This is a genomic window from Variovorax sp. V116, assembly GCF_041154435.1.
Lineage (GTDB): Bacteria > Pseudomonadota > Gammaproteobacteria > Burkholderiales > Burkholderiaceae_C > Variovorax > Variovorax paradoxus.
The window spans coordinates 1,271,709-1,295,835 of record NZ_AP028661.1 but is presented as its reverse complement, the minus strand read 5'-3'; the positions used below and the strand labels follow the sequence as shown (position 1 = coordinate 1,295,835).

Below are 24,127 nucleotides of genomic sequence, written 5' to 3'. Positions count from 1 at the left end.
TTGCTCGGGGCGGCCCAGCGCTGCGCTCATGCCCGTCCCCCTTCATTGCCGAAATCTTCCTCGATGCCGGCCACGGGATAGTGAAAATGCACCGGCCCGTCGGGCAGTGCATTGACGAACTGGTGCACCAGGGGATCGGCGCTCCCCCGCACCTCCTCAGGCGTGCCTTGCGCGGCAATGCCGCCGTTGGCCAGGATGATCACGTGGTCGGCAATGCGGAAGGTTTCCTCGAGGTCATGCGACACGACGATGCTGGTCAGCCCCAGCGTGTCGTTGAGCTGGCGGATCAGCCGCGCGGCCGTGCCGAGGGAAATCGGGTCGAGGCCGGCAAAGGGTTCGTCGTACATCACGAGGTCGGGGTCGAGCGCAATGGCGCGCGCAAGAGCCACGCGCCGCGCCATGCCGCCGGACACTTCGCTCGGCATCAGGTCGCGCGCACCGCGCAGGCCGACCGCGTCGAGCTTCATGAGCACGATGTCGCGCACCAGCGCTTCCGAGAGCTGCGTGTGCTCGCGCAGCGGAAACGCGACGTTGTCGAACACGCTCATGTCGGTGAACAGCGCACCGAACTGGAACAGCATGCCCATGCGGCGCCGCGCCTTGTACAGCCCGGCGGCATCGAGCTTGCCGACGTCCTGGCCGTCGAAAAGCACCTCGCCGCGCTGCGCCCGCTGCTGGCCGCCGATGAGCCGCAGCACGGTGGTCTTGCCGCCGCCCGAGGCGCCCATCAGCGCCGTCACCTTGCCGCGCGGCACGGCAAACGACACACCGCCGAGGATCGCGCGCGCACCATAGCCGAACGCAACGTCGCGGAACTCTACAAAGGGGTGTGGCAGGGGTGCGGCTGATTCCATCTCAATAAAAAAGCCGGGCACCTTCTCAGGCATCCCGGCATGCGGTTTCCGCGAATGATAGCGGGGCCGTGGCCGGCCCCGCAAAACTGAAACAAAAATCAGCGCGGCAAGTCGCTGAATCCCATCAGGAATTCATCCACCGAGCGCGCAGCCTGGCGGCCTTCGCGAATGGCCCAGACCACCAGCGACTGGCCGCGGCGGATGTCGCCCGCCGCAAACACCTTCGGCACGTTGGTGGCATAGCCGCCGATGAAATCGACCGTGGCCTTGGCGTTGCCGCGTGCGTCCTTCTCGACACCGAAGGCGTCCAGCACGGTGGCCACGGGGCTCACGAAGCCCATCGCCAGCAGCACGAGGTCGGCCTTGAGGATCTGCTCGCTGCCGGCCACTTCCTGCATGCGGCCGTCTTTCCACTCGACGCGCACGGTCTTCAGGCCCGTGACCTTGCCTTTTTCGCCGATGAATTCCTTGGTGGAGATGGCGAACTCGCGCTCGCAGCCCTCTTCATGGCTGGAGCTGGTGCGCAGCTTGATCGGCCAGTAGGGCCAGGTCAGCGGGCGGTTTTCTTCCTCGGGCGGCTGCGGCATCAGTTCGAACTGCGTGACGCTGGCCGCGCCATGGCGGTTGCTGGTGCCCACGCAGTCTGAGCCGGTGTCGCCGCCGCCGATCACGATCACGTGCTTGCCGTCGGCGCGCAACTGGCCCTTGACCTTGTCGCCCGCGTTGACGCGGTTCTGCTGCGGCAGGAACTCCATCGCAAAATGAATGCCGTCGAGGTCGCGGCCCGGCACCGGCAGGTCGCGCGACTGCTCGGCGCCGCCGGTGAGCACCACGGCGTCGAAGTCTTTCTGCAGCTGCTCGGGCGTGACGGTTTCCTTGGCCAGGTTGGTGACCTTGGAGCCCTTGCCGAGCGGGTCCTTCGCGGCGCCGACCATCACGCCGGTGCGGAAGCTCACGCCCTCGGCCTTCATCTGCTCGACGCGGCGGTCGATGTGGGTCTTCTCCATCTTGAAGTCGGGGATGCCGTAGCGCAGCAGGCCGCCAATGCGGTCGTTCTTCTCGAACAGCGTCACGTCGTGGCCGGCGCGCGCGAGCTGCTGCGCCGCCGCCATGCCGGCCGGGCCCGAACCCACCACCGCCACCTTCTTGCCGGTCTTGTGCTTGGCGAAGCGCGGCGCCACCCAGCCTTCGTCCCAGGCGCGGTCGATGATCGCGTGCTCCAGCGACTTGATGCCGACCGGGTCGTCGTTCACGTTGAGCACGCAGGCCGCCTCGCAGGGCGCGGGGCAGATGCGGCCGGTGAATTCCGGGAAGTTGTTGGTCGAGTCGAGCACCGCGAAGGCGTTCTGCCAGTCGTTGCGGTACACGAGGTCGTTGAAGTCCGGAATGATGTTGTTGACCGGGCAGCCGCTGTTGCAGAACGGCGTGCCGCAGTCCATGCAGCGCGCGCCCTGGACCTTGGCTTGCTCGGCATCCAGGCCGACGACGAATTCCTTGTAGTGCTTGACGCGCTCGGAGGCAGGCTTGTAGCCCTCTTCGATGCGCTCATGCTCCATGAAGCCGGTGATCTTTCCCATCGTGCTTTCCTCTGTTCTTCGTTTTCGTTGCCGCTCAGGCCGCAGCCGTCGTGGCCGGTGCGGCCAACGCATGCGGCTCCAGGCCCATGTGCGCGTTGTTGCCGCTGCTCGTGAGCTCGACCTTGCGGTCGTGCAGCTCGGCCAGCGCGCGCTTGTATTCGTTCGGGAACACCTTGACGAACTTGGTGCGCGACACGGCCCAGTTGTCGAGCAGTTCGCGCGCGCGCTTGCTGCCGGTCCAGCGGTGGTGCTCCTCGAGCAGCTTCTTGAGCTGGGCCTCGTCGGTCTCGCCGCCGTGCCAGACCTTGCGGTGCATGCTCGCGGTCTGCTCGGCCGAGGTCAGCACCTTGTCGAGCGACACCATCGAAAGGTTGCAGCGCGTGGCGAACTGGCCGTCCTCGTCGTAGACGAAGGCCACGCCGCCGCTCATGCCGGCCGCGAAGTTGCGGCCCGTCTTGCCGAGCACCGCAACCGTGCCGCCCGTCATGTATTCGCAGCCATGGTCGCCCGTGCCTTCGACCACGGCCGTGGCACCCGAGAGGCGCACGGCAAAACGCTCGCCGGCCACGCCGCAGAGGTAGGCTTCGCCGGTGGTCGCGCCGTAGAGCGCGGTGTTGCCCACGATGGTGTTGCGCACCGCTTCGCCGCGGAAGTCGAGGCTCGGGCGCACCACCACGCGGCCGCCCGACAGGCCCTTGCCGGTGTAGTCGTTGGCATCGCCGATCAGGTAGAGCGTGATGCCGCGCGCGAGGAACGCGCCGAACGACTGGCCGCCCGTGCCTTCGAGCTGGATGCGGATCGAGTCGTCGGGCAGGCCCTGCGGATGCGCCTTGGTCAGCGCACCCGACAGCATGGCGCCGACCGAGCGGTTGACGTTGCGCGCCACCTCGATGAACTGCACCTTCTCGCCGCGCTCGATGGCCGGACGCGACTTCTCGATGAGCTTGACGTCGAGCGCGCGCTCCAGGCCGTGGTCCTGGTTCTCGACGTGGAAGCGCGGCACTTCGGCCGGCACGATCGGCAGCGCGAACAGGCGGCTGAAGTCCAGGCCCGAAGCCTTCCAGTGCTCGATGCCCTTGCGCATGTCGAGCAGGTCGGCGCGGCCGATCAGGTCGTCGAACTTGCGGATGCCCAGCTGGGCCATGATCTGGCGCACTTCTTCCGCAACGAAGAAGAAGTAGTTGACGACGTGCTCGGGCTTGCCCGAGAACTTCTTGCGCAGGACCGGGTCTTGCGTGGCCACGCCCACCGGGCAGGTGTTCAGGTGGCACTTGCGCATCATGATGCAGCCCTCGACCACCAGCGGGGCCGTGGCAAAGCCGAACTCGTCGGCGCCCAGCAGCGCGCCGATGGCGACGTCGCGGCCGGTCTTCATCTGGCCGTCGGCCTGCACGCGGATGCGGCTGCGCAGGCGGTTGAGCACCAGCGTCTGCTGCGTTTCTGCGAGGCCGATTTCCCACGGACTGCCCGCGTGCTTGATCGACGACCAGGGCGATGCGCCCGTGCCGCCGTCATGGCCCGCGATCACCACGTGGTCGCTCTTGCACTTGGCCACGCCGGCCGCGATGGTGCCCACGCCGATCTCGCTCACCAGCTTGACGCTGATGCTCGCGTGCGGCGCGGCGTTCTTCAGGTCGTGGATCAGCTGCGCGAGGTCTTCGATCGAATAGATGTCGTGGTGCGGCGGCGGCGAGATCAGGCCCACGCCCGGCACCGCGTAGCGCTGCTTGCCGATGTACTCGGTGACCTTGCCGCCCGGCAGCTGGCCGCCCTCGCCCGGCTTGGCGCCCTGCGCCATCTTGATCTGGATCTGGTCAGCCGAATGCAGGTACTCGGCCGTGACGCCGAAGCGCCCCGACGCCACCTGCTTGATGCGCGAGCGCAGCGAGTCGCCGTCCTTCAGGGGCAGGTCGACCTCGACGTTGGCCGCGCCGATCACGCTCTTGAGCGTGTCGCCCTGCTTGATCGGGATGCCCTTGAGCTCGTTGCGGTAGCGCGCCGGGTCTTCGCCGCCCTCGCCCGTGTTGCTCTTGCCGCCGATGCGGTTCATGGCAATGGCGAGCGTGGAGTGCGCCTCGGTGCTGATCGAGCCGAGCGACATTGCGCCCGTGGCAAAGCGCTTGACGATCTCGCTGGCGGGCTCGACCTCGTCCACCGGAATGGCCTTGGCCGGATCCAGCTTGAACTCGAACAGGCCGCGCAGCGTGAGATGGCGGCGGTTCTGGTCGTTGATGAGCTGCGCGTATTCCTTGTAGGTGTTCCAGTTGTTGGCGCGCGTGCTGTGCTGCAGCTTGGCGATGGCGTCGGGCGTCCACATGTGCTCTTCGCCGCGCGTGCGCCAGGCGTATTCGCCGCCGGCGTCGAGCATGTTGGAGAGCACCGGGTCGTCGCCGAATGCGGCCTTGTGCATGCGGATGGCTTCCTCGGCGATCTCGAACACGCCGATGCCCTCGACGCGACTGGCGGTGCCGGTGAAGTACTTGTTGACCGTCTCGGTATTGAGGCCGATGGCTTCGAACAGCTGCGCGCCGCAGTAGCTCATGTAGGTGCTGACACCCATCTTCGACATGATCTTGGACAGGCCCTTGCCGATCGCCTTGACGTAGTTGTAGACCGCTTTTTCCGCGCTCATGTCGCCCGGCAGGTCGGCGTGCATCGCGGCCAGCGTTTCCATCGCGAGGTAGGGGTGCACGGCTTCGGCGCCGTAGCCCGCCAGCACGCCGAAGTGATGCACTTCGCGCGCCGAACCGGTTTCCACCACCAGGCCGGCGGTGGTGCGCAGGCCTTCACGGACCAGGTACTGGTGGACGGCGGACAGCGCCAGCACGGCGGGAATCGCCACCTGCGTCGGGCTCACGCCGCGGTCGCTCACGATCAGGATGTTGTGGCCGCCCTTGATGGCGTCCACCGCTTCGGCGCACAGCGACGCGAGCTTGGCTTCGACGCCCTCGTAGCCCCAGGCGAGCGGGTAGGTGATGTCGAGCACGTAGCTCTTGAACTTGCCCTGCGTGTAGGTGCCGATGTCGCGCAGCTTGGCCATGTCGGCGAAGTCGAGGATCGGCTGGCTCACCTCGAGCCGCATCGGCGGGTTGACCTGGTTGATGTCCAGCAGGTTGGGCTTGGGGCCGATGAAGGACACGAGCGACATCACGATCGCCTCGCGGATCGGGTCGATCGGCGGGTTGGTCACCTGCGCGAACAGCTGCTTGAAGTAGTTGTAGAGCGGCTTGTTCTTGCTGGAGAGCACGGCCAGCGGGCTGTCGTTGCCCATGGAGCCGATGCCTTCTTCGCCGGCCTGCGCCATCGGGCTCATCAGGAACTTGATGTCTTCCTGGGTGTAGCCGAAGGCCTGCTGGCGGTCGAGCAGCGCCACCTGCGAGAGCGGCGCGGGCACCGGCTCGGCCTCGACGCTGTCCAGCTTGATGCGCAGGTTCTCGATCCACTGCTTGTAGGGCTTGCTGTTGGCGAGGGTGGCCTTGACCTCCTCGTCGTCGATCATGCGGCCCTGCTCCAGGTCGATCAGGAACATCTTGCCGGGCTGCAGGCGCCACTTGCGCACGATCTTCTGCTCGGGCACGGGCAGCACGCCCGACTCCGAGGCCATGATGACCAGGTCGTCGTCGGTCACGCAGTAGCGGGAAGGCCGCAGGCCGTTGCGGTCGAGCGTGGCGCCGATCTGGCGGCCGTCGGTGAAGACGATGGAGGCCGGGCCGTCCCACGGCTCCAGCATGGCGGCGTGGTATTCGTAGAACGCGCGGCGGCGCGGGTCCATGGTGGCGTGCTGCTCCCAGGGCTCGGGAATCATCATCATCACGGCCTGGCTGATGGGGTAGCCGGCCATCGTCAGCAGCTCGAGGCAGTTGTCGAAGGTGGCGGTGTCGGACTGGCCGGCAAAGCTGATGGGGTAGAGCTTCTGCAGGTCGGCGCCCAGCACGGGCGAGGACATGACGCCTTCGCGCGCCTTCATCCAGTTGTAGTTGCCCTTGACCGTGTTGATTTCGCCGTTGTGGGCGACGTAGCGGTACGGGTGGGCCAGCGGCCACTCGGGGAAGGTGTTGGTCGAGAAGCGCTGGTGCACCAGGCCCAGGGCCGAGACGCAGCGCTTGTCCTGCAGGTCCAGGTAGTAGGTGCCGACCTGGTCGGCGAGCAGCAGGCCCTTGTAGACCACGGTGCGGCTCGACATGCTGGGAACGTAGTATTCCTTGCTGTGCTTGAGCTTCAGGCGCTGGATGTTGGCGCTGGCGGTCTTGCGGATCACGTAGAGCTTGCGTTCCAGCGCGTCCTGCACGATCACGTCGTTGCCGCGGCCGATGAACACCTGGCGCAGCAGCGGCTCCTTGGCGCGCACGGTGGGCGACATCGGCATGTCGCGGTTCACCGGCACGTCGCGCCAGCCCAGCAGCACCTGGCCTTCGGCCTTGATGGCGCGTTCCATTTCCTGCTCGCAGGCTTCGCGCGAGGCATGTTCCTTGGGCAGGAAGATCATGCCGACACCGTATTCGCCCGGCGGGGGCAGCGCCACGCCCTGCTTGGCCATTTCTTCGCGGTAGAGGCGGTCGGGCAGTTGGATCAGGATGCCGGCGCCATCGCCCATCAGCTTGTCAGCGCCCACTGCGCCGCGATGGTCGAGGTTTTCGAGGATCTTCAGGCCCTGCAGCACGATGGCATGGCTCTTTTCGCCCTTGATGTGCGCGACGAAGCCGACGCCGCAGGCATCGTGCTCGTCGGCACCGGAATACAGACCGTGTTGTTGGAGATGTTCGATCTCGGCAGCCGTCGTCATGGCGCACTCCTTCAGTTTTTCGCAGGGAAGAGAAGGATATTGCGATGCACAAAGAATGCCAAACACTTTAAATGGGGTCAGATTCCAATTAAATCCCGACTCTTATGGTCAGAATAAAATTGGGGACACATCAACGAAGAGAGCAAAAACTCCGCTCGGAGTCCCGCGGCGGGAAGCTTCGGCTCAGGAATCGGAAGCCGCCGGCGGACGCCCGGCCTTGGCTTTGGCGACGCGGCGTTCGGTCGCTTTCTGAAGCGACGCCAAAAAATCCGCATCGCCGGCCGCCCAGCCGCGCAAGGTGGCCTCGGTCAGCGTGCCCTGGTCGGCCGCGCGCACGCCGCCGCGCACCAGTTCGACGTACGCCGCCTCGCGGGCAAAGGGCGTGTTGCCCAGTTCCCAGTAGAGCGGATGCGGCGTCAGCAGCCTGTCGTGCCGCAGGCCCGCGTAGTGCCCATGGCTGGACCATGGAAAGTCGCGCGCGTCCGACACCAGGCCGGCCCGCACGGGATTCAGGTCGATGTACGCCATGCAGGTCAGCAGATAGCGGTCGGTCTGGATCAGCGTCGACCTGTAGCGCCCTTCCCACAGGGTGCCGCTGCGGCCGTGGCGGTCGTTGAAATAGCGCACGTAGCTGCGCCCCACCGCCTGCATGAACTGCGGCAGCCCGGTGGTCGTGTCGGGCGTGGCCAGCAGATGGAAGTGGTTGTCCATCAGCACGTAGGCATGCAGCGCCACGCCGAAGCGCGGGGCCGCGTCCGCCATCAGGCCGAGCAGCCGCTCGTGGTCGGCGCGGTCGATGAAGATGGCCTGGCGGTTGTTGCCGCGCTGGATCACGTGGTGCGGCAGGCCGGGAAGCGTGAGGCGAGGCAGACGGGCCATGGCGAGACGAGCGCGGCGCTGAGCGCTTCGGCGGGCGTTCAGGACAGGCGAAACCGCGTCTCGCCCAGGGTGTCGAGCCCGAACTGCGACAGCAACTCGCCGAGCCGCGCCGCCGCACCGGCCTTGCGCTGGCCGGTGTGGCGCGCCAGGATCAGCTCGTTCTTCATGCTGTGCTCCCAGCCCACCAGTTCAGTGACCGTGACGCTGTAGCCATTGGCCTCGAGGTACAGGCAGCGCAGCACGTTGGTGAGCTGGCTGCCGATTTCGCGGGTGTGCAGCGGATGGCGCCAGAGCTCGGCCAATGGCGTGCGCGACAAGGCCAGCGCCTTGGTTTCGCGCAGGCAGGCCGCCACCTCGGCCTGGCAGCAGGGCACCAGCACCATGCAGCGCGCCTTCTTTGCGAGCCCGAAGGCGATCGCGTCGTCGGTGGCGGTGTCGCAGGCGTGCAGCGCGGTGACCACGTCGATGCGCTCGGGCAGTTCGCTCGCCTGGGCCGACTCGGCCACGGTGAGGTTCAGGAAGGACATGCGGTCGAAGCCGAGCTGGCGCGCCAATGCGCGAGATTTCTCGACCAGCTCGCTGCGCGTCTCGATGCCGTAGACATGGCCGCCCTCGCGCGAGCGGAAGAACAGATCGTAGATGATGAAGCCCAGATACGACTTGCCCGCGCCATGGTCGGCCAGCGTGGCTTCCGCGCCGCCGCCCGGCAGTTCGCGCAGCAGTTGCTCGATGAACTGGAACAGGTGGTAGACCTGCTTGAGCTTGCGCCGCGAATCCTGGTTGAGCCGGCCTTCGCGCGTGAGGATGTGCAGCTCCTTCAGAAGCTCGATCGACTGGCCCGGCCGCAGGACCTCGGCCAGCTCGGCTTCGGCCTTGGCGGTCTTGGCCGTCTTCCCGGCCCGGGTTGTTGCCGGCGCGTTCATGGCCGGGCGCTCCCCGGGCCCACGTCCAGCGCGGCCCAGCCGTCAGGCCCCAGCGCTTCGAGCGTCTCGATGTTGCGCTCGAAGATGGCTTCGGCTTCGGGAAAGGCCTCGACCGCGCGGCTCACGCTGTCTTCGCGCAGCAGGTGCAGCGTGGGGTACGGCGCGCGGTTGGTGGCGTTGCCGATGTCGTCGGCATCGGTGCCCGCGAACTGGAACCGCGGATGGAAGCTCGCGAGCTGGAACACGCCGTCGAAGCCCGCACGCGCGAGCCGGCGTTCGGCGCGTGCCGTGAAGTCGTTGAAGTCCAGGAAATCGGCCAAGGTGTTGGGTGCTATCAGCAAGGTGGTGTCGCGCACGGAGGCATCGAGCGCGGCGAGTTCATCGGCCTCGGCCAGGAGCATGTCGATCAGCGCGGCTTCATCGGTGGGCAGGTACACGGCATAGCGGATCTGCGCCTTGACGTGCACCGCCTTCGCGAACGGGCACAGGTTGAGCCCGATCACCGCGCGTTCGAGCCAGCGCCGCATGTCGGCTTCGGCCTGGATGGCATCGATTGTCGCCGGGCTGGTCATGCCACCTCCGCCGCAGGGCGAATTTTGCCGAGGCGCCGCGCCAGGGCCATGCCCGCGAGCGAGCATGCGAGCGTGGCGGTCCACGTCCAGTGCCAGCCGCCGGCCCGCAGGGCCACCCAGGCCACCGCCGGCGGCGCCAGGAACTGCCCCAGAGAGGACGCTTGCTGCATGAGTCCGACGGTGGTGGAAACTGTGGACGGGCCGGGCGCCAGCCGGACCCCGAGCAGGAACAGCGTCGCCGGCACCATGCCGCCGCCCAGCGAAAAGACGCAGACCGCGGCATAGCGAAGCACCGGCGGCAGGCCGAGCGCGCCTTCGCCCTGCCCCAGCTGCGCGAAGGCGGCAAGGCCACCCAACGCCATCGCCAGGAAACCCGCCTGCAGCAGCCGCTCGGGCGCGACGCCGCGCTGGAGCCAGCGGCCGCCCGCGACGTTGCCGACGATGTTCATCGCGGCCGCCACCGCCGTGAGCACCGCGCCCCAGCCGGCCGGCACGCCGGCGCCGGCATAGATGGCCGGAAGAAAGCCGATCACCGCCATCCACTGGGCCGAATACACGGCGAAGGTCAGCGCGATCATCCAGGGTGCGCGTGCGCCGACCGTGGCGCGCAGCCGCGACGGCCAGCCGCCGGCCATGCCGCGCGCCGCACCCGTGCGCAACGCATCCGCGGGCACCGCCAGCCACAGCCAGAGCGCCGCGGCCGCCGACACGGCCGACAGCGTCCACCACCAGTCGGCCCATCCGCCCCAGGCGATCAGCGCCGGCCCGAAGAGCAGCGCAAGCGCAACGCCCAGCGGCATGTAGGCGCCCCATACGCCCAGCGCCGCCTTGTCCGCGCCCGCCGGCGTCAGGGCCCGGATCAGCCCCGGCCCCGGCATGACCGCCAGCAGAAAGCCGATGCCTTCGAGCGCGCGCAGGCCGAGCAGCCATTGCACCGCAAAGGCGCCGCCCAGCAAGCCCGCGCCGACGGCGCCGCCCAGCAGGCTCGCCACCGTCAGCACCAGGAGGCCCGTCAGCATGCTGCGGCGCAGGCCGATGGTGTCGGCCGCGAGCCCCGCGATCAGCCCCAGGCTCATGCTCGCCACCTGCACCAGCGACAGCAGGAATCCGGCCTCGACCAGGTCGATGCCGAGCGACGCCTGCAGCGCCGGCACAGCGGGCGGCAGCTTGCCCAGGTGCAGTGCGGCGCTGACGCCGCCCAGCACCACCGCAAAGGCGGCGGCCGGAACGCGCGCGGAAGCAACGGCTGCAGGACTCATGGGACCACCTTCGCCCTGACGGGCTGCGGTGCGCGCTTGCTTGGGGCGGCCCGGCGCTGCGCTCATGAAATCCCCCGCCGGCCGGTCAGCCGTTCATGCTCGCGCATGGCGAAGCGGTCGGTCATGCCGGCGATGTAGTCGGCGACGGCGCGATGCCGGTCGCGCCGGTCTGCGTAGGAAACAGGCATCTCGGCGCCGCGCGCCAGATAGGCCTCGAACAGTTCCCGCACCACCTGCTGTGCCTGGTCGGTGGTCTGCCTCACTTGCGGATGGCGATAGAGGTTGCGGAACAGGAAGGCCTTGAGCTCGTTCGATTGCGCCTGCATGGTTTCGCTGAACGCAACGAGCGGCGGCGCCTTGCGCACGCCATCGGCATCGGCCGGCTTCGCTGTTTCGAGTGCCGCACGCGTGGCGTCGATCACGTCGTAGACCTGCGCGCTCAGCATGCGCCGGATGGTTTCGTAAAGCACGCGCCGCCCTTCCAGCTGCGGGTATTCGGCCAGCGCTTCGCGGCGGTAGCGCTCGAACAGCTCCACCTCGCCGAGCTGCTCGACGTTGATGAGGCCGGAGCGCACGCCGTCGTCGATGTCGTGCGCGTTGTAGGCGATGGCGTCGGCCAGGTTGCAAAGCTGCGCCTCGAGGCCCGGCTGCGTGCGGTCGAGGAAGCGGCGCGCCACGCCGTTGGGTTCACCCGCCTCCAGGCGCTCGGCATTGGCGCGCGAGCAGTGCTTGAGGATGCCCTCGCGGGTCTCGAAGCTGAGGTTCAGGCCGTCGTACTGCGGATAGCGGTGCTCCAGGGCGTCGACCACGCGCAGGCTCTGCAGGTTGTGCTCGAAGCCGCCGTGGCCTTCCATGCAGGCGTTGAGCGCGTCCTGGCCCGCATGGCCGAACGGCGTGTGGCCGAGGTCGTGCGCAAGGGCAATCGCTTCGACCAGGTCTTCGTTGATGCGCAGGGCCCGCGCGATGGAGCGGCCCAGCTGCGCGACTTCGAGCGAATGCGTGAGGCGGGTGCGGAACAGGTCGCCTTCGTGGTTCAGGAAGACCTGCGTCTTGTAGACCAGCCGCCGGAACGCGGTGGAATGCACGATGCGGTCGCGGTCGCGCTGGAAGGCGTCGCGCGTGGGCGCCGGCGGCTCGGCATGGCGCCTTCCGCGCGAGCGCGCGGGGTGGCAGGCATAGGCCGCGAGGCTCATCGGTGCACCCTCGGCGCTGCGCTCATTCGGCCTGGCAGCAGCGCGCGAGCACTTCGCGCACCAGCGCATCGGGCGCGCTGCTGACGGCGGCGGAGCCCGGCTTGTCGATCACCACGAAACGGATCTCGCCCGCCTCGGATTTCTTGTCGACCCGCATCAGTTCGAGGTACCGGTCGGCGCCCAGCGCGGGGCCGGTGGTCGGCAGGCCGGCGCGCTCGATCAGCCGCGTGAGCCGTTCGACAAACGCCGCATCGACGCCGCCGAGCCGCTGCGACAGGTGCGCCGCCATCACCATGCCGCAGCCGACCGCTTCGCCATGCAGCCACTCGCCGTAGCCCAGGCCCGACTCGATCGCATGGCCGAAGGTGTGGCCGAAATTGAGGATGGCCCGCAGGCCGGTCTCGCGCTCGTCCTGGCCGACGACCAGCGCCTTGATCTCGCAGCTGCGCTTGACCGCATGGGCCAGCGCGGCGGGGTCGCGTGCCACCAGCGCGTCGACATTCGCCTCGATCCAGTCGAAGAAGGCCATGTCGTGGATCGGGCCGTACTTGATGACCTCGGCCAGGCCCGCGCTGAGTTCGCGCGGCGGCAGCGTCTGCAGCGTAGCCAGGTCGCACACCACGAGCTGCGGCTGGTAGAAGGCGCCGATCATGTTCTTGCCGAGCGGATGGTTGATGGCGGTCTTGCCGCCGACCGACGAATCGACCTGCGCCAGCAGCGTGGTCGGCACCTGCACAAAGGGCACGCCGCGCATGTAGCTCGCGGCGGCAAAGCCGGTCATGTCGCCCACCACGCCGCCGCCCAGGGCGAACAGCACGGTCTTGCGGTCGCTGCCGTGGCCGAGCAGCGCATCGAAGATCAGGTTCAGGGTCTCGAGGTTCTTGTGCACCTCGCCGTCGGGCAGCTCGAGCAGGTGGACCGTGCGAAAGCGCCCGGCCAGCGATTGGCGCAGGGCCTTGGCGTAGAGCGGCGCCACGGTGGTGTTGCTGACGACCAGCGCGCTGGCGGCCGCGGGCACGGCGGCGAAGCTCTGCGGGTCGTCCAGCAGGCCGGCGCCGATCAGGATCGGGTAGCTGCGTTCGCCGAGTTGGATGTCGACGCGTTCTGGCGGTGCGGAAGGTGCGGGCAATGGCATGGCAGCGAGTTTAGGCGCTGCGCGCTGGCGCTTCAGTCGGAGGGCTCTTCGGGCGGCGTGCCCGCGGCCACGATGCCGGCAAGCTCCAGCTGCATCACGATGATGTTGACCAGCATGGCGATCGAGGGGCGCCCGGTGTCGACCACCTCGTGGGCTGTCTCGCGGTAGAGCGGATCGCGCGCATCGTGCAGTTCGCGCAGCCGGCCCAGCGGATCGGCCACCTGCAGCAGGGGCCGCTTGACGTCGTGGCGCAGGCGCCGGAACAGGTCTTCGGGCGAGGAGCGCAGGTAGATCACATGGAAGTGGTCCCGCAGCTGCTGGCGGTTGGCTTCCCGCAGCACGGCGCCGCCGCCCGTGGCCAGCACGCCGTGGGGCTGGGCGGCCAGGTCGGCGATGGCGGCCTGCTCGAGGTCGCGGAAGGCGATTTCGCCCTCCCGCTCGAAGTAATCGCGGATCGAGCAGCCGATGCGCTGCTCGATCACGTGGTCGGTATCGACGAAGGGAAGGTCCAGGCGTGCGCCCAGGCGCCGGCCCACTGCGGACTTTCCGGCGCCGGGCAACCCGACGAGTGCGATCGCCACGCGGTGGCTGCTACGCCCGCGCGTCAGCGCGCGGCGTTGCGGTCGGTAATCATCTTCGGAGTGATAAAGACGAGCATTTCGGTCTTGTTGGCAACGCGTTCGCGCTTGCGGAACAGTGCACCCAGGTAGGGCACTTCACCCAGCACCGGCACGCGCGATTCGTCATTGGTTTCGGTGAGTTCGAAGATACCACCGATGACGACCGTGCCGCCGTTCTCGACCAGCACCTCGGTCTGCACGTGCTTGGTGTTGATGGCCGGGCCGGCCGAGGTGTTGACGCCGCGGGCATCCTTGCTCACGTCGAGCGTGAGGATGATGTTGCCTTCGGGTGTGATCTGCGGCGTGACCTCGAGCTTCAGCACCGCCTTGCGGAACGAGATGGAGGTGGCGCCGCTGGACGTGGCCTGCTGGTAGGGAATTTCCTCGCCCTGCTCGATCAGCGCCTTGGTCTGGTCGGCCGTGATGACGCGCGGGCTGGACACCAGCTTGCCCTTGCCGTCGGCCTCGAGCGCCGAGATCTCGAGGTTCAGCATGCGCGACAAGCTCGAGTTGAACAGCGAGATCGCGAAGGTGCCGGGCGCATTGCCGGTGCCGCCGGCATCGCCTGCGGGCAGGTTGATGAAGTTGGAGTTGGTCCAGGTGGCTGTTGCGCCGCCCACGCCGCCGGCGGCGGTGGTGACAGGCATGACGCCGAAGGTGCCGTATGCCGGATTGCCGTTGGCCGACGCGACGCGTTCGCGGGAGATACCGCCGCCCAGCCGCACGCCCAGCGACTTGCCGAAGGTGTCGGAGGCTTCCACGATGCGCGCTTCGATCAGCACCTGCCGCACCGGGATGTCGAGCTTCTGGATCAGGTCGGCCACTTGCGCCAGGCGCGAGGGAATGTCCGACACGAACAGCTGGTTGGTGCGCGACTCCGCGATCACGCTGCCGCGCGGGCTCAGGATGCGCGTGGTGGTGCCGGAGCCGCCACCGCCGCCGGCCGAGGCGCCCGTGCCGGTCAGGCCCTGCGCAATGGCAATGGCCTTGGTGTAGTTGAGCTGGAACGACTGGGTGCGCAGCGGCTCCAGGTTCTCGATTGCGGCCTTGGCTTCGAATTCGAGCTTTTCCTTGGCGTTGATCTCGTCCTTGGGCGCGATCCACAGCACGCTGCCGTTCTTGCGCATGCCCAGGTTCTTGGCCTGCATGATGATGTCCAGGGCCTGGTCCCAGGGCACGTCCTTCAGCCGCAGCGTCAGCGCGCCGGTGACCGAGTCGGAGGTCACGATGTTGAAGTTGGTGAAGTCGGCAATCACCTGCAGCAGCGAGCGGATCTCGATGTTCTGGAAGTTCAGCGACAGCTTCTCGCCGTTGTAGCCCACGCCCTGCGTCAGCTTGGCCGGGTCCACCTTGCGGGCGCGGACCTCCACCACGAACTGGTTTTCGCTCTGGTAGGCGCTGTGCTCCCAGTCGCCCTTGGCCTCGATCGTCATGCGCACGCGGTCACCCGACTGCTGCGAGGTGATCAGCTGGACCGGCGTGTTGAAGTCGGCCACGTCGAGGCGGCGGCGCAGCCCCTCGGGCAGGGTCGACTTGGTGAACTCGACCACGAGGCTCTTGCCCTGCTGCTTGACATCGACACCCACCTGGTTGTTCGGCAGGTCGACGATCACGCGGCCGGTGTTGTCCGCACCCAGGCGGAAGTCGACGTCGCGCAGCGGCAGCGTGTCGCGGTTGCGGTTCTCGGCAAAGACGGTGGGCGTGGACGACGCCAGCGCGGCGCCGGCCGCGGGTTCGAGAATCACCAGCAGCGACTTGCCCTGGATCTCGGTCTTGTATGCGGTTGCCTGCTTGAGGTTCAGCACCACCCGGCTGCGCTCGCCGGCCTGGACCACATTGACGGAACGCAGGTTGCCCTGGTTCACCTCAATGGCAGAGCGGCCGATGGCGTTGGTGACGCCCGGAAAATCGAGCGCGATGCGCGCCGGCGTCTGCACGACAAAGCCGGTCGGCAAGGCCGCGAGCGGCTGGGCAAGGTCGATGCGGATCACTTCCGCGCCGGACTGCGTCGAACTGGTCACCGCCTCGATGGCGTTTTGCGCATGGGCCAAAGCGAAAGCGCCAAGTGCCAGCAGACCCAGCCCCGCAGCTCGCAGCCGCTGTGCCATCGTTGATTTTTTATGATTCATTTCGCACTCTCTTGCAGCTGCAATGTCGCCACGCGTTCGATCCATTCACCGGCGGCGTCCTGCACGATTTCACGCAGGGCGATTTCGGTTTCGTTGATACGGGTAATGCGCCCGTAGTTGAGGCCCAGGTATTCGCCGACCCGCACCTTGTAGAGCAGCTTGTCGACACGAACCAGCGCCACCGGCTGGCCGTTGCGGTTCATGCTGCCCACCATGGCCATGGAGTCGAGCGGGAAGGCTTCGAGCGCTTCCTTGCGGCGCACCAGCTCGGGTGCGATCAGCTCCGACGTGCTGGGCTGGTTCGATTCCCGGCGCAGCGCCTGGGTCAGCTTCAGCAGGTTGAACGGCTCGAATGCCGCGCCCTCGGTGTAGGCCTGGGGGGTGAATTTCTTGGGTTCCGTGATCGGCGGCACCGTGGGCTTGACCTGGGCGCGCTGCTCGACCATCCAGCGGCGCAGGTCTTCCTGCTCCGAATCGGCGCAGGCGCTCAGGCCCAGGGCGGCCGCGACCAGCCACAGGAGGTTGGCGGTGGTCCTCATTTCTTCGCCTTCGGCGCCGCGGCGCGTTTCTGGGCCGCGCGCTCTTCGTCATCGAGATAGCGGTAGGTGCGTGCCGTGGCATCCATCGTGAGGGTGCCGTCCTTGTCTTTTTGCTGCGGGGTGATCGTGAGATTGTTCAGCGTCACGATGCGCGAGAGGCTCGCGACGTCGGCGGCAAAGGAGCCGATGTCGTGGTAGCGGCCGGTCACGCGCACGGCGATCGGCAGCTCCGCGTAGTAGTCCTTCACCGAAACCTGTCCCGGGCGGAACAGTTCGAACTGCAGGCTGCGCCCGAGCCCGGCCTGGTTGATGTCGGACAGCAATGCGTCCATTTCCGCCTTGCTGGGCAGCTGCTTCTCGAGCAGCGTCACGTACTGCTGCACCTGCTCGCGCTGCTTCTTCAGCAGGTCGAGATTGGCGGCCAGCGCCACCTTCTTCTGGTAGTCGGCGCGCAGCGTGACTTCCTTGGCGCGCTCGCTCTCGAGCTCGTCATTGGAGTTGGTCAGCCACACGAACCACAGGCCAGCCAGCACCAGGGCCGTGACCGCCAGGCACAGGGCGTAGCGGGGCACCGCCGGCCATCCGGACGGGTCGTTCGGGTTCAGGTTGCGGAACTGGTCGCCGAAGCCGCGCAGCGCCGCGCCGACGTCCAGTTTTTGAGAGGGGCGATTGCTTGCCATGATCCGTCTACCCCTTGGCTGGCGCCGCTGCGGCCAGGGCCTTGTCGGCCGCGGCCTTTTGCGCGTCGGTCGGCCGCTTGAGGCCGATGCGCATGGTGAAGTTCGCCACGCGGCGCTGGTCGCGCTGACTCAGGCTCACCGTTGCGGAAGTGATTTCGACCAGCTCGGGCTTGACCAGCCACGGGCTGTTGTTGCCCAGGTTGCGCAGCAGCTCCGAGACGCGCTCGTTCGACTGCGCCATGCCCTGCAGCGTGACGGTCTGGTTGTCCTGCTTCATGCTGGTCAGGTAGACGCCGTCGGGCAGCTGGCGAACCAGTTCGTTGAGCAGGTGCACCGGCAGGTTGCGGTCGCCCTGGAGGTCTTCGACCGCCTGCTGGCGCGCGCGCAGCGCGGCAATTTCTTCCTGCAGGGTCGAGATTTCCTTGATCTCGACTTCGAGCTTGGTGATCTCGGTCTTGAGGAAATTGTTCTTGGCCTGCTGGGCCGAGATCTGCGCCTCGAACCAGAGATAACCCAGGCCGGCGATCAGCACGCCCAGCACGGCGGCCGCGCCCAGGGTGCCGTAGAACGCTTCGCGGCGCCGCTTGCGTGCGGCTTCGCGGTGCGGAAGCAGGTTGATGAGGATCACTGCACGAACCTCCGCATGGCCAGGCCGCAAGAGGTCAGGTAGGAGGGCGCTTCGCGCCGGACCTTCTTCTCGCGGATGTTCGGACCCAGTTCCATGCCGTCGAACGGATTCACGAGCGAACAGGCGAACGAGGTCTGGCGCGTCACGGCGCTGGTCAGGCTGGGCAGCGAGGCCGAGCCGCCGGCAAGCAGCACGTAGTCCACCCGGTTGTGGGGCGTGCTGGTGAAGAAGAACTGCAGCGCACGGGCAATCTCCTGCGCGATGCTTTCCACGAAGGGCTTCAGGACGCCCGAGCCGTAGTCGTCGGGCAGGTCGCCGCTGCGCTTCTTGGCTTCGGCCTCTTCGGCCGAGAAACCGTACTGGCGCACGATCAGCTGGGTCAGCTGCGCGCCGCCGAAGGCCTGGTCGCGGTCATACAGCACTTCCTGGTTGCGCAGCACCTGCATGCTGGTGGTGAAGGCACCCACTTCGAAAAGCGCCACCACGGCATCGAGGCCCTTGCCGGGCAACTGTTCGATCAGGCGGGCGGTCGCGAGTCGGGAAGCGTAGGACTCGACGTCGAGGATCACCGCCTTCAGCCCGGCCGCTTCGGCCAGGCCTTCGCGGTCCTGCACCTTTTCCTTGCGGGACGCGGCAATCAGCACCTCGACGTCGCCGGCAGAGGCGGTGCTCTGCCCGGTCACGCAGAAATCGAGGCTGACCTCGTCGAGCGAGAACGGGATGTACTGGTTGGCTTCGGACTCGACCTGGATTTCGAGCTCCTGCTCGCTCATGCCGCCCGGAAGAATGATCTTCTTGGTGATGACTGCCGAGGGAGGCAGCGCCAGCGCGACGTTGCGCGTGCGGGTGCCGCTCTTGCGCACGACCCGGCGGACGGCTTCGGCCACTTCGTCGAACTTCTCGACGTTGCCGTCGGTGATCCAGCCCCGTTCAAGGGGTTCGATCGCGCAGCGCTCGAGAACCAGCTTGCCACTGGCTTCACGGCCGAGCTCGACCAGCTTCACGCTGGAAGAGCTGACATCCAGGCCGAGCATGGGGGCGTTCTGACGGCGAAACAATGATCCGAAAGCAGCCAAGTTAGGTCCCTTTACCCCTGCATTTGTAACCAATGGAAAAATTTGCGTTCGGTTGCATGCTAGCAGCAGACGTAGCGGCGGCCAAACAACCCGCGCCGGCAAAATGGCGGACCGTTGTCAAAAGCTGACGCTGAAGCCACATTTAGTAACTTTTGGTTTAGCCCGCAACGATGCACACAAGTTCGGCCCGTGGCAAGGGGGCGGCTTTTTATAATGTGCGGTGACTCCCCGGGCCCACATGCAAGAAACTTCACGCCCCAAAGGGCCAGCCAAGACCCCTCCTTCCACACGACCAGCCTGGCTGAAATGGCTGCTGCGCTTCATGGTCTGGGGGTTCGGCATCGCCGCGGCCGGTGTTCTGGCGCTGCTGTGCGTGATCGCCGTCGCCCTGGCTGTGGCCTACCCCAACCTTCCCGACATCTCCGAGCTGTCGGACTACCGGCCGAAACTGCCGCTGCGGGTCTTTTCCGCGGAGGGCATCCTGATTGGCGAATTCGGCGAGGAGCGGCGCAATCTAACCCCGATCGCGGCAATCCCCAAGCTCGTGAAGGAAGCGGTGTTGGCTGCCGAAGACACCCGCTTCTACGACCACGGCGGTGTCGACTACAAGGGCATGGTGCGCGCCGGCCTGGCCAACATGAACCGCGTGAAGAGCCAGGGCGCCTCGACCATCACCATGCAGGTGGCGCGCAACGTCTACCTGAGCTCCGAGAAAACGCTGACCCGCAAGATCTACGAGGTGCTGCTCACCTTCAAGCTGGAGCACCTGCTCACCAAGGACCAGATCTTCGAGATCTACCTGAACCAGATCTACCTGGGCAACCGCGCCTACGGCTTCGCGGCCGCGTCGGAAGCGTATTTCGGCAAGCCGCTGCAGGAGCTCTCCATTGCGCAGGCGGCCATGCTGGCGGGCCTGCCGAAGGCGCCGGGCGCGAACAACCCCGTCAACAATCCGCAGCGCGCGCGCGGCCGCCAGTTCTATGTGATCGACCGCATGCAGGACGCGGGCTTCATCACCGCCGAACAGGCCGCCGAAGCCAAGAAAGAGGAACTGCACCTGCGCGATGCGGCCGACCCGAACCGCCTGCACGCCGAATACGTGGCCGAAACCGTGCGCCAGCTGATGTATGCGCAGTATGGCGACAGCACCTACACGCGCGGACTCAAGGTCTACACCTCGCTGGTCGCCGCCGACCAGGCTGCGGCATACAAGGCCCTGCGCAAGGGCATCATGGACTACGAGCGGCGCCAGATCTACCGCGGCCCCGAGAAATTCGTCGAGCTGCCCAACGACCCGAAGGAACTCGACGACGCGGTCGACGACGCGCTGACCGACCACCCCGACAACGGCGACGTGATGGCGGCCGTGGTGCTCAAGGCCAACGCCAAGGAAATCTCGGCCGTGCGCGGCAACGGCGACCCGGTGCAGATCACGGGCGAGGGCCTCAAGCCCGCGCAGTCCGGCCTTGCCGACAAGGCGCCGCCCAACATCAAGATCCGGCGCGGCGCGGTGATCCGCGTGGTGAAGACGCCCAAGAACACCTGGGAAATCACCCAGCTGCCCGAAGTGGAAGGCGCCTTCGTTGCCATGGACCCGCGCGATGGCGCCATCAAGGCGCTGGTGGGCGGATTCGACTTCGGCAAGAACAAGTTCAACCACGTGACGCAGGCCTGGCGCCAGCCGGGCTCGAGCTTCAAGCCCTTCATCTACTCGGCCGCGCTCGAGAAGGGCTTCACGCCGGCCACGGTCATCAACGACGGGCCCCTGTTCTTCGATGCCGGCACCACCGGCGGCCAGCCCTGGGAGCCCAAGAACTACGGCGGGGGCTACGACGGCCCGATGTCGATGCGCACCGCGCTCATGAAGTCGAAGAACCTGGTCTCGATCCGCATCCTGCAATCGATCGGCACGCGCTACGCCCAGGAATGGATCACCAATTTCGGCTTCGACAAGGACAAGCATCCGGCCTACCTGCCGATGGCGCTGGGCGCCGGCGCGGTCACGCCGATGCAGATGGCCACCGCCTACTCGGTGTTCGCCAATGGCGGCTACCGCGTCAATCCCTACCTGGTGACCCGCATCACCGACCACAAGGACAAGGTGCTGGTCGACAAGCAGCCGCCGCTGCTCAACGAGACGATCCGCGCCATTCCCCAGCGCAACGCGTTCATCATGGACACGCTGCTGCAATCGGTGGCGCGCGCCGGCACCGCGGCCAAGGCCCAGGCCATGCTCAAGCGGCCCGACCTCTACGGCAAGACCGGCACCACCAACGATTCGCTCGACGCCTGGTTCGCCGGCTTCCAGCCCACGATGACCGCCATCTCCTGGATCGGCTACGACACGCCGCGCAACCTGGGCGACCGCGAAACCGGCGGCGGCCTGAGCCTGCCGATCTGGATCAACTACATGGAAACGGCGATCAAGGGCGTGCCCGTGACCGATCTTTCCGCCACGCCGCCGTCCGGCGTCGTGAGCGTGGGCGGCGAGTGGTACTACGACGACTACGCGCCGGGCCGCGGCGTGCCCAGCCTCGGCGTGGACACCGCTTCATCGCCGCCGGCCGAGTCCCTGAGCGGCGTTCCGGTGAGCCCGCCCCCGCCGCCCGAGGAGCGCAACCGCATCCTCGACCTTTTCAGGAACTGAAGAAGACGCCGCTGACGGCTCAGGCGGCCGCAAACTCCAGCGGCTGCCCGGCCTGAAGGCTCGCCTCACGCGAAAGATTTCCGAAGAATTCCTCGCCCGTCTTGGTGTCGACCCAGGCCTTGCCGTCGTAGCGGTAGTGATAGCCGCCAGAGCGCGCGGCAAGCCAGATCTCCTGCAGGGGCTTCTGCAGGTTCACGATCAGCTGGCTGCCGTTCTTGAATGAAATCGTGATCATGCCGCCCACGCGCTGGTTGTCGATGTCGGCGTCGGTTGCGTCGTTGATGCGGTCGCAGCCCTGCTCGATGGCGGCGAGCGCGGCTTCGGCGCGGTCCATGTATTCGGAGTCGGTCATTACAATTTCGTTATGTTGAATGTTCGTCAAATTCTAGTGAGCGCCCCCGCCCGCGCTGTGCTCATGGTCAGCCTTGCCGCGGCGGCGGCGGCTTTGTCTGCTTGCGGCCAGCGCGGACCGCTGTTCCTGCCGACCGATCCGGCGGCGGCGCAGCGCGCCACCCTGCCCCAGCTGCTGACCCCCGGCGGCCCGCGCCCCGCCTCCGAAACCGAGGCCGCGCCCAAGCCCGCTGCGGCCAGCAGCGCCCCGGCTCCGGCCACCCCCAGCACCGGAACCCAAAAGTGACGAACGCTTCCCTGCCCCTCCCGGGCCATCCCCACATTGCGCACCGCGACGGCGCGCTCCACGTCGAAGGCCTCGGACTGGAGGCGCTGGCGCGCGAGCATGGCACGCCGCTGTTCGTCTATTCGAAGCAATGGATGCTCGACGCGCTGGCCGCCTACCAGCGCGGCTTCGAGGGCCGCAGCGCCCTGATCTGCTATGCGATGAAGGCGAATTCGTCGCTCGGCGTGCTGCGCGTGTTCGCCGAAGCCGGCTGCGGCTTCGACATCGTCTCGGGCGGAGAGCTGGCGCGCGTGCTGGCGGTGGGCGCCGATCCGGCCAGGATCATCTTCTCGGGCGTGGGCAAGACCCGCGCCGAAATGCGGCAGGCGCTGGCCGCCGGCATCGCCTGCTTCAACGTCGAGAGCGAAGCCGAGCTCGACGTGCTCAACGAAGTGGCACTGGCCGAAAGGCGCCGCGCACCCATCAGCATCCGCATCAACCCGAACGTCGATCCAAAGACGCATCCCTATATTTCCACCGGCCTCAAGGGCAACAAGTTCGGCATCGCCCACGACCGCGCGGTCGAGGCCTACCGCCACGCCGCCAGGCTGCCGGGGCTCGAGGTGGTCGGCATCGACTGCCACATCGGCTCGCAGATCACCGAGGCCTCGCCCTACCTGGACGCCTGCGACCGGGTGCTCGACCTGGTCGAGGCCATCGAGGCGGCCGGCGTGCCCATTCACCACCTCGACTTCGGCGGCGGCCTGGGCATCGACTACAACGGCGAAGTGCCGCCCAAGGCCGATGCGCTGTGGCAGCAGCTGCTCGCGCGGCTCGATGCGCGCGGCTTCGGCCAGCGCAAGCTCGTCATCGAGCCCGGCCGTTCGCTGGTCGGCAATGCGGGCGTGTGCCTGACCGAGGTGCTCTACACCAAGCCGGGCGAAGACAAGAATTTCTGCATCGTCGATGCGGCCATGAACGACCTGCCCCGCCCCGCGATGTACCAGGCGTTCCAGAAGATCGTGCCGCTGCGCATCCGCGCCGGCGATGCGCCCACCTACGACGTGGTCGGCCCGGTTTGCGAAAGCGGCGACTGGATCGGCCGCGACCGCGCGCTCAACGTGGTGTCCGGCGACCTGCTGGCGGTGCTGTCCGCCGGTGCGTACTGCATGAGCATGGCCAGCAACTACAACACGCGCGGCCGTGCCGCCGAAGTGCTGGTGAGCGGCCGGAGCGCCACGCTGATCCGCCGCCGCGAGACGATGGAAGACCAGCTGCGCAGCGAGCGGATCGAGGGCTGATCCGCGCGCGACCGGCGTGGTTCGCGCCGGTCAGCCGGTGCTGCTGCGCAGTGCCTTCTCGCTGCCGCTGCCGCCACGCACGCCGGCCGACGGCTTCGGCCTGCGCTTGCTCGCGTAGTTCCACACGCGCCATCCGAGCAGCACCGCGATGATCGCGGCATAGACGAACACTTCGGCAAAGTTGTTCTTGCCCGCGCGCATCCAGAAGAAGTGCAGCAGGCCCAGGCCGGCGATCAGGTAGACGAGCTTGTGCAGCATCTGCCAGCGCCTGGCGCCCATGGCCTTGATGGCGCGGTTGAACGAGGTGGCCGCCAGCGGCGTCAGCAGCACGAAGGCCGAGAAACCCACCAGGATGAACGGCCGCTTGGCAATGTCCTTGGCGATGTCGGCCCACTCGAAGCCCATGTCGAACCAGCTGTAGCACAGCAGGTGCAGCACCACATAGAAATACGCGAACAGCCCCAGCAGGCGGCGAAAGCGCGCCAGCGCATTGGCCTTGGCCATCACGCGCAGCGGCGTCACCGCCAGCACGATGCAGATGAAGCGCAGGGTCCAGTCGCCGGTGGCGCGGATCAGGAACTCGGCCGGATTCGCGCCCAGCCCGTCGGTGAACGCGCCGTAGGCCAGCCGCGCGAACGGCAGCAGGCACAGCAGGAAGATGACCGGCTTGGCCGCCGGATGCATGAGCAGCTTGTTCATGGGGCAAGGGCCGCGTG

At 67.3% G+C, this 24,127-nt stretch carries 20 protein-coding genes; 3 read left to right on the top strand and 17 right to left on the bottom strand.

The annotated features are described in order from the left end of the window. Positions 1 to 26: 26 nt before the first annotated feature. The 15 genes from ACAM58_RS05940 to ACAM58_RS05870 all read right to left on the bottom strand — a co-directional run bounded on the left by ACAM58_RS05940 (position 27) and on the right by ACAM58_RS05870 (position 18,847). A complete protein-coding gene (locus ACAM58_RS05940; RefSeq protein WP_012746303.1) occupies positions 27 to 887 on the bottom strand; it encodes an ABC transporter ATP-binding protein in 861 nt (286 codons plus the stop codon). A 65-nt stretch (positions 888 to 952) separates the two neighbouring features. Further along, on the bottom strand, positions 953 to 2,431 hold the full coding sequence (locus ACAM58_RS05935; RefSeq protein WP_369664270.1) for a glutamate synthase subunit beta: 1,479 nt from the start codon (positions 2,429 to 2,431) through the stop codon (positions 953 to 955). A gap of 34 nt (positions 2,432 to 2,465) precedes the next feature. Then, positions 2,466 to 7,214, bottom strand: a complete 4,749-nt coding sequence (locus tag ACAM58_RS05930) for a glutamate synthase-related protein (RefSeq protein ID WP_369664269.1) — start codon at positions 7,212 to 7,214, stop codon at positions 2,466 to 2,468. 183 nt (positions 7,215 to 7,397) lie between these two features. Then, positions 7,398 to 8,093 carry a transposase gene (locus tag ACAM58_RS05925; RefSeq protein WP_062363049.1) on the bottom strand — a complete coding sequence of 232 codons (696 nt, stop codon included), beginning with the start codon at positions 8,091 to 8,093 and terminating at the stop codon, positions 7,398 to 7,400. 38 nt (positions 8,094 to 8,131) lie between these two features. Further along, a complete protein-coding gene (locus tag ACAM58_RS05920; RefSeq protein WP_369664268.1) occupies positions 8,132 to 9,016 on the bottom strand; it encodes an SAM-dependent methyltransferase in 885 nt (294 codons plus the stop codon). After that, positions 9,013 to 9,588: a DUF1415 domain-containing protein gene (locus ACAM58_RS05915; protein ID WP_307593644.1), complete on the bottom strand. Its 576-nt coding sequence runs from the start codon at positions 9,586 to 9,588 to the stop codon at positions 9,013 to 9,015. Before ACAM58_RS05915 ends, ACAM58_RS05920 begins: the two co-directional genes overlap by 4 nt. Beyond that, positions 9,585 to 10,847 carry a CynX/NimT family MFS transporter gene (locus tag ACAM58_RS05910; RefSeq protein WP_278881080.1) on the bottom strand — a complete coding sequence of 421 codons (1,263 nt, stop codon included), beginning with the start codon at positions 10,845 to 10,847 and terminating at the stop codon, positions 9,585 to 9,587. Before ACAM58_RS05910 ends, ACAM58_RS05915 begins: the two co-directional genes overlap by 4 nt. A gap of 62 nt (positions 10,848 to 10,909) precedes the next feature. Further along, the gene (locus ACAM58_RS05905; RefSeq protein ID WP_369664267.1) at positions 10,910 to 12,040 is read right to left on the bottom strand and encodes a deoxyguanosinetriphosphate triphosphohydrolase; all 1,131 of its coding nucleotides are present in this window, start codon (positions 12,038 to 12,040) and stop codon (positions 10,910 to 10,912) included. Between the two features lie 22 nt (positions 12,041 to 12,062). Further along, complete coding sequence (aroB, locus tag ACAM58_RS05900; protein WP_369664266.1) at positions 12,063 to 13,175, bottom strand: 3-dehydroquinate synthase; 1,113 nt, start codon at positions 13,173 to 13,175, stop codon at positions 12,063 to 12,065. Between the two features lie 32 nt (positions 13,176 to 13,207). Next, complete coding sequence (locus ACAM58_RS05895; RefSeq protein ID WP_012746294.1) at positions 13,208 to 13,756, bottom strand: shikimate kinase; 549 nt, start codon at positions 13,754 to 13,756, stop codon at positions 13,208 to 13,210. Positions 13,757 to 13,779: 23 nt separating this feature from the next. Then, positions 13,780 to 15,924, bottom strand: coding sequence for a type IV pilus secretin PilQ (pilQ, locus tag ACAM58_RS05890; RefSeq protein WP_012746293.1), 2,145 nt, complete (start codon positions 15,922 to 15,924; stop codon positions 13,780 to 13,782). Beyond that, positions 15,921 to 16,463, bottom strand: coding sequence for a pilus assembly protein PilP (locus ACAM58_RS05885; RefSeq protein WP_012746292.1), 543 nt, complete (start codon positions 16,461 to 16,463; stop codon positions 15,921 to 15,923). The genes pilQ and ACAM58_RS05885 overlap by 4 nt, the downstream gene beginning before the upstream one ends. Further along, positions 16,460 to 17,143, bottom strand: a complete 684-nt coding sequence (locus tag ACAM58_RS05880; RefSeq protein ID WP_369664265.1) for a type 4a pilus biogenesis protein PilO — start codon at positions 17,141 to 17,143, stop codon at positions 16,460 to 16,462. The genes ACAM58_RS05885 and ACAM58_RS05880 overlap by 4 nt, the downstream gene beginning before the upstream one ends. A 7-nt stretch (positions 17,144 to 17,150) precedes the next feature. Then, entirely contained in the window at positions 17,151 to 17,771 is a 621-nt protein-coding gene (locus ACAM58_RS05875; protein ID WP_012746290.1) for a PilN domain-containing protein, read from the bottom strand. Further along, a complete protein-coding gene (locus ACAM58_RS05870; RefSeq protein WP_012746289.1) occupies positions 17,768 to 18,847 on the bottom strand; it encodes a pilus assembly protein PilM in 1,080 nt (359 codons plus the stop codon). Before ACAM58_RS05870 ends, ACAM58_RS05875 begins: the two co-directional genes overlap by 4 nt. 238 nt (positions 18,848 to 19,085) lie before the next feature. On the opposite strand from ACAM58_RS05870, the gene ACAM58_RS05865 reads away from it, so the two are divergent. Then, positions 19,086 to 21,494, top strand: a complete 2,409-nt coding sequence (locus tag ACAM58_RS05865; RefSeq protein WP_026284348.1) for a penicillin-binding protein 1A — start codon at positions 19,086 to 19,088, stop codon at positions 21,492 to 21,494. A gap of 19 nt (positions 21,495 to 21,513) precedes the next feature. Here ACAM58_RS05865 and cyaY read toward each other — a convergent pair whose 3' ends face one another. Further along, positions 21,514 to 21,846 (bottom strand): iron donor protein CyaY, encoded by a 333-nt coding sequence (gene cyaY, locus ACAM58_RS05860; RefSeq protein WP_012746287.1) that lies wholly within the window; start codon positions 21,844 to 21,846, stop codon positions 21,514 to 21,516. Positions 21,847 to 21,858: 12 nt separating this feature from the next. On the opposite strand from cyaY, the gene ACAM58_RS05855 reads away from it, so the two are divergent. Both ACAM58_RS05855 and lysA read left to right on the top strand, forming a co-directional pair. Further along, positions 21,859 to 22,131: a lipoprotein gene (locus tag ACAM58_RS05855; protein ID WP_307593658.1), complete on the top strand. Its 273-nt coding sequence runs from the start codon at positions 21,859 to 21,861 to the stop codon at positions 22,129 to 22,131. Further along, positions 22,128 to 23,411: a diaminopimelate decarboxylase gene (gene lysA, locus ACAM58_RS05850; RefSeq protein ID WP_369664264.1), complete on the top strand. Its 1,284-nt coding sequence runs from the start codon at positions 22,128 to 22,130 to the stop codon at positions 23,409 to 23,411. The genes ACAM58_RS05855 and lysA overlap by 4 nt, the downstream gene beginning before the upstream one ends. A gap of 30 nt (positions 23,412 to 23,441) precedes the next feature. Here lysA and ACAM58_RS05845 read toward each other — a convergent pair whose 3' ends face one another. After that, positions 23,442 to 24,110 carry a sulfite oxidase heme-binding subunit YedZ gene (locus tag ACAM58_RS05845; RefSeq protein ID WP_369664263.1) on the bottom strand — a complete coding sequence of 223 codons (669 nt, stop codon included), beginning with the start codon at positions 24,108 to 24,110 and terminating at the stop codon, positions 23,442 to 23,444. Between the last annotated feature and the right edge of the window lie 17 nt (positions 24,111 to 24,127).

What these genes read in the sequence shown, in the direction of transcription:
- pilQ (WP_012746293.1), bottom strand. Translation starts at nt 15,924, where the DNA reads ATGAATCATAAAAAATCAACGATGGCACAGCGGCTGCGAGCTGCGGGG.
- ACAM58_RS05845 (WP_369664263.1), bottom strand. Translation starts at nt 24,110, where the DNA reads ATGAACAAGCTGCTCATGCATCCGGCGGCCAAGCCGGTCATCTTCCTG.
- ACAM58_RS05930 (WP_369664269.1), bottom strand. Translation starts at nt 7,214, where the DNA reads ATGACGACGGCTGCCGAGATCGAACATCTCCAACAACACGGTCTGTAT.
- cyaY (WP_012746287.1), bottom strand. Translation starts at nt 21,846, where the DNA reads ATGACCGACTCCGAATACATGGACCGCGCCGAAGCCGCGCTCGCCGCC.
- ACAM58_RS05940 (WP_012746303.1), bottom strand. Translation starts at nt 887, where the DNA reads ATGCCTGAGAAGGTGCCCGGCTTTTTTATTGAGATGGAATCAGCCGCA.
- ACAM58_RS05865 (WP_026284348.1), top strand. Translation starts at nt 19,086, where the DNA reads ATGCAAGAAACTTCACGCCCCAAAGGGCCAGCCAAGACCCCTCCTTCC.
- ACAM58_RS05920 (WP_369664268.1), bottom strand. Translation starts at nt 9,016, where the DNA reads ATGAACGCGCCGGCAACAACCCGGGCCGGGAAGACGGCCAAGACCGCC.
- ACAM58_RS05880 (WP_369664265.1), bottom strand. Translation starts at nt 17,143, where the DNA reads ATGGCAAGCAATCGCCCCTCTCAAAAACTGGACGTCGGCGCGGCGCTG.
- ACAM58_RS05910 (WP_278881080.1), bottom strand. Translation starts at nt 10,847, where the DNA reads ATGAGTCCTGCAGCCGTTGCTTCCGCGCGCGTTCCGGCCGCCGCCTTT.
- ACAM58_RS05935 (WP_369664270.1), bottom strand. Translation starts at nt 2,431, where the DNA reads ATGGGAAAGATCACCGGCTTCATGGAGCATGAGCGCATCGAAGAGGGC.
- ACAM58_RS05915 (WP_307593644.1), bottom strand. Translation starts at nt 9,588, where the DNA reads ATGACCAGCCCGGCGACAATCGATGCCATCCAGGCCGAAGCCGACATG.
- aroB (WP_369664266.1), bottom strand. Translation starts at nt 13,175, where the DNA reads ATGCCATTGCCCGCACCTTCCGCACCGCCAGAACGCGTCGACATCCAA.
- ACAM58_RS05885 (WP_012746292.1), bottom strand. Translation starts at nt 16,463, where the DNA reads ATGAGGACCACCGCCAACCTCCTGTGGCTGGTCGCGGCCGCCCTGGGC.
- ACAM58_RS05925 (WP_062363049.1), bottom strand. Translation starts at nt 8,093, where the DNA reads ATGGCCCGTCTGCCTCGCCTCACGCTTCCCGGCCTGCCGCACCACGTG.
- ACAM58_RS05905 (WP_369664267.1), bottom strand. Translation starts at nt 12,040, where the DNA reads ATGAGCCTCGCGGCCTATGCCTGCCACCCCGCGCGCTCGCGCGGAAGG.
- ACAM58_RS05855 (WP_307593658.1), top strand. Translation starts at nt 21,859, where the DNA reads ATGTTGAATGTTCGTCAAATTCTAGTGAGCGCCCCCGCCCGCGCTGTG.